Raw genomic sequence first — 4,793 nt, 5'->3', positions numbered from 1 at the left:
CTTTGATGATGGTTCGATAAGTTCTCATACACTGGAAAACGGGTTGTACCGGCTCAGAGAGTATTTCAACCGCGATGGTTCACTTCAAACGCGAAATGCAAGATTCGTTGATCCTGAACGTGGTTCATTGAATCAAAAGCCAACTGGTCGCCAGTTAAAATTCAACGGTGATGGATTCGTAGCAAGTGCGAAGTATGGATACAACTTAGAGTTCAACCGGCCGACACAACTGGATAGTTTTTGGATGAAAGAGTCACATTCATTTTATCCGGCATTCAGTGCTAATGACGATTTGATCGCTATTTTATATGCGAACCGAGAAAATCAATACACTGACTATGGTGTTCGATTTGGGGTTGTCAATTTAGAGAAACCAACATGTGAATTAGGCAAACTTAGAAGTCAGGCTTATGGTAAAGTTGGTGATAAACATATAACCTTTAGCCGTAAGTGTATGAAGATAGGTAATAAAGTAGCTTTGGTATATAAACCCGCTTCAAAATCTGATGCTCAAAAGATGATAGACGCGATTGTGATGCCAATTGCTCGTTCGAAAGCTGTTGTTGGTGCAAAGCTAGGTTATTTGCATATAGATATACAAGGTAAACAAGTTCCATTTGATACTCGTGGCTGGGACGATTATTACCTTAAAAACAGTGAGCTGAACGTATCTCCGTACCGACTATTTTGAATCTTAACTGTGTGATTCATAGATATGCTTTCAATTTTCGTCGTTGCAGATCAAGATTGCGATTCTGTTCTTGAAACCTCTATTCCTATATCAGGTAGCGCTGTAATACATGTCATGTGGTGTTAACCCAACATATTCAAACGTTTGATATTGGCAATCCCAAACTCCATTTTCTGCCTTGCAGATGAATTAGCGCTGTGAACTCGTATAACCGGTGGTTGAAAACCTTGAGTTGCAACCGCCTCTTCAATCCATAAAACAACATCATAGCCAGTGCCGTGTTCATCGTTGCCAAGATCATGATCGAGGCTTATTTCAGTAACATGTCCTTGCTTCAAAATGGCAATGGCCTCTTCAGGCCAGTAAACCCTATGCCATCCTTCCGGAGTTGGTCGTTCATCATCAAGGTAAACTTTCATTTTCTAGGTCTTATTTTATGGGGGGGTCGTTCTGCAGCGCAAACCTGATTTTGGAGCAATCTGTTAGTTTTATTGAATCATGGCTTATAAATTAACAGATTGCATCCTACTTAACTTAAGAACACATTCTTCGAGATATATCTTCAAGTTCTTCTAGATCTAATCGACCTTTTGACCAACCAGAAGCAAACGGAATGGTACTAGATTTAGGTAACTGATCTTCTTTCAAATCTTTAACTTTAACTCTACAGGGTAAAGCGGCCCCTTCCCCAACAAAAATGGCTTCCTGCTGAGACAAGATAGGTAAGGCTCCAACCATCCCGGATAGACCATCAGGTAAGAAGCGAGCGACATGCTGCTGGTCAGCAGAGTTTGTAAGCCTTAATACTACCCATGTACCACATTGAGATATTACAGTGCTGTCAACATCGGCAGGTCGTTGACTTACCAACATCAATCCTATGCCATATTTTCGACCTTCTCGCGCAATCCGTCGTATCGCTCCCTGCGCAGCTGCGTATTGAGCCTCCCCATGATCTGGAACGTATCGGTGGGCTTCCTCGCATACCAATAGAATGGGATCTTTTTCTTTTTCATCTTGAGTTTGGAACACTTTGTATTGAAAAAGTAATCTAGCTATTAATGCTGCTAGAGGTCCTGCGACTTCGTTAGGCAGGCCAGAAATATCAATAATTCTGATATCTTTACCTGCTTGTTGAGGTGCCCCAACAAATTGATTTAGAACTTGATGCAATTTTATATCACCATTGTTTGCCCAGTTTTTCATCATAAATGCCAAACGAGTATCTCTACGAAGAACTTTCAATTTCTCAAGTACAGAGGGAACTGGAGATTTGGCTAAATCTGAATTAGTTAAACTCTCATGATTACCTTTGTTTATTCTGCCTCCTTGTATGTATCGGACATGGTTTTCAAATTCGTCCAAAGAAAAAGGTCTCGGTTTGTCACGGTCAAACTCTAAGATATCAGACGTATCTTTATCGTCACATAAATCCGGGTCATCCATATTAATTAGATGAACCAGCGCATCAGTACCAAACTCATTAGGGCAAGGCTTCACAATACCACATGCCACCATCCGGGCATGTGCGAGAGCCTTTTGAACCACGTTATTTTGGCTAGTAGCACTATGTTCTGTTTTTCCAATTACCAAATTAGTAAATTCATCACTAGACATTAACCAGTAAGGGAGTTTTATTTCCTCTTGTTCATCTTGCCCAGCCGCAATATTGTATGCACGATATTGAATAGCTCTTTCTTTAAATGCTGTACCATATTCTCCATGTGGGTCGATGATTACTATTTGTGGTGATAGCTCTACTTGGTTGTGCTTATGGGAAAGAACACTGTGAATAATGGCTGCTACCGTACCTGATTTACCAGAGCCTGTTGATCCCAGAACGGCACAATGCATACCAAACATCTTATTAATATTAGCTCTGCAAGCAGTTGACTCCGATGCACTGTATGTTGCGAAAGGAACTAATGGATCGACCTCTTCATCTCTTGTTCCTTCAGCTGAGCGATACACACAGGCTATTTCTTCACTTGTTAGAAGAAATACGCCTTGTTGTGGTAGAGGATAGGTTTTAATACCACGGCGAAAGCTTAGTTTTTCCTTAACAGCATTCCAGCTACCTTCAGCTAATAATTGAACTTCCATTACTCGCTGATCGGCATCTGCATTAACTGGTTTACCAGCTTCAATTAATTCCTCTGAACGCATTCTAAGCATGGTTACTAAGCCAAAAATCACTTTTCGGCCATAGTGAATCTTAACCATGCTTCCTATTTGTCCTATCGAATAAACTCGTCCATCAAAAGTTCGATTCAACTCGGAAATTTTATCAGATATCTCAACTTTAATATTGGTGCCTGATACTTCAACAACTTGTCCTATTCTCAACTCGTCAACTGGTGTGAACATGTTATACCTCGCATCCATTTTCTAATATTGATGTGACACCTTTGAAAGTCCACCAATAGTCATCGCCATCCTTTCTTGTAAATGGTCCTTCATTGCCCACATACAAACCATGTAAGGATGCGATGATAACCCTTCGACCAAAACTTGAATTGCGCCATTTCTCAATGCAATTAGGGAGGGTTTTATCTCTACATTCCAAGAATGCGATGAGTACTGTTTTATTTTCTTCTTTAGACAAGGCAAATTCGATTTCGTTATTAATGTGTTCATCACCAAAGCTATAGCCGCATACAGCGAGAATATTACTGTTATTTGAATTTAGAGCCTTCCTAAACAGATCAAATTGTGCCGAAAAAGGGTCTTGCTGAGTTGCAACATATTTTGTCGCTTGAGGATAGATTAAGACTCTACGGTTTACTTCTGGGTAGCGGTCATTATCTCTAACTCGCCATACATAGCCTTTTTCACATAGAAACCAGTCTATAGAACCATGCATTTTTATTACGTTGGCGCGTTGACCGTTTAAAGGAATAGGCTCGCCGTATCGTTGAGTTCTATGTGCTACTGCGCCTCCTGCAAACCCGTCCCAGTACGGAACTTTATTCAGAGCTAAAGCGTCTTCCAATAAAGTGTCGTAATTAGTAGTAAAAATATTGACCGTTTTTCTTCTTTCATAGACTCCAGCGGATGCATGGTTGAAAAGCATATCAATGAACTTTAGGTGAGCCTTGATATCAACAATTGGTTTAGATAATTTACCTTCTTCAACGGTGTTACCGTCTTTATCTTCAACATAACCACACCTAATAACGTTAGAAATAGATTCCAAAATGGCGTAATGGATATCTTCAAGGCGAGATAACTCTATTTCTTTGCCATTAATTGTTGTTTTCTTTTCCTTATTTCTTTCTGCTAAAGCAGCATAATCGCCTAGGTGGCTGAGCACGTGTTCTATATGGCATTCCCGCGGTAATTCATTGAACAAAGGAACAACAATATCGTTGAACAACTCTTCATGGTTGTTTTCCAAGTCTTTTTTAACTTTGTTGGTTAAGGGATACATCAAAGGTAATTTAGCATCGAAGCTAATTCCTGCACCCAACAGCCAACTTTGTTCACTGCATTTTAAGTGTTCTTCTATCTGAGAAAACAATTCTTCCTTTGCTAAGTCTTCCATTTATAACCTTCTAAACAATGATTGTTGTGCCAGTTGCTACACGATCTTATGGCAGGTTTTTTGCTGCCTATTTTTTGGTAGTAACGAACAGCCGTCTCCATAATTATCACCAATATAACACCACACACATAAGAAAGGGTTGATTAACCTCTCGTGTAAAGGTTTGAACAATATCTACAGAGACTTAAGTCATCGGCTAGTCATAAGGGGAGCGAACGTATCAATGAGCGGTTTATCTGATACGACTCATGGGATTACATAACTAACTTGATGTATAATCGAAAGCATTTTTAAAAGGAAATCAATTCCTTTGATAAGAATTGATTGCCGTTAGACAAGATTGCTACTGAATTGCAGATTAGCAGCTTTCATAAAGGAAAAGGCATGGCCGTCAATCAGGCAAAGATTTTTGAACAACTTGAATCTCTTGTTGAATCAGTAGATACCAATGAATTTATATATGGATTCCTAACAGCGTTTAATTTCCCCAAGGCAACGATTACTCAGGTTCGTCAGGGTGGTGCTCGTAATGTGGCTAAGATTCCAGGCCATGTTGGG

Annotated in this window: 4 protein-coding genes; 1 reads left to right on the top strand and 3 read right to left on the bottom strand. The window is 39.8% G+C overall.

Annotation, left to right across the window (positions count from 1 at the left end; translation table 11 throughout):
- Positions 1–691 (top strand): hypothetical protein (locus AACQ17_RS06605; protein WP_094167798.1); only part of this gene is annotated, 691 nt, incomplete at its 5' end.
- 122 nt (positions 692–813) lie between these two features.
- Here AACQ17_RS06605 and AACQ17_RS06600 read toward each other — a convergent pair.
- From AACQ17_RS06600 to AACQ17_RS06590, 3 genes are all read right to left on the bottom strand, one after another.
- Positions 814–1,110, bottom strand: a complete 297-nt coding sequence (locus tag AACQ17_RS06600) for a cyclic-phosphate processing receiver domain-containing protein (RefSeq protein ID WP_094147019.1) — start codon at positions 1,108–1,110, stop codon at positions 814–816.
- Positions 1,111–1,225: 115 nt separating this feature from the next.
- Positions 1,226–3,058, bottom strand: coding sequence for an ATP-binding protein (locus tag AACQ17_RS06595; protein ID WP_094147020.1), 1,833 nt, complete (start codon positions 3,056–3,058; stop codon positions 1,226–1,228).
- A 1-nt stretch (position 3,059) separates the two neighbouring features.
- A complete protein-coding gene (locus AACQ17_RS06590) occupies positions 3,060–4,235 on the bottom strand; it encodes an SIR2 family protein (RefSeq protein ID WP_094147021.1) in 1,176 nt (391 codons plus the stop codon).
- Between the last annotated feature and the right edge of the window lie 558 nt (positions 4,236–4,793).

It is taken from the genome of Vibrio sp. V10_P2A27P122, assembly GCF_963874335.1.
Classification (GTDB): domain Bacteria; phylum Pseudomonadota; class Gammaproteobacteria; order Enterobacterales; family Vibrionaceae; genus Vibrio; species Vibrio anguillarum.
This window is presented reverse-complemented; position numbering and strand designations above follow the sequence as displayed.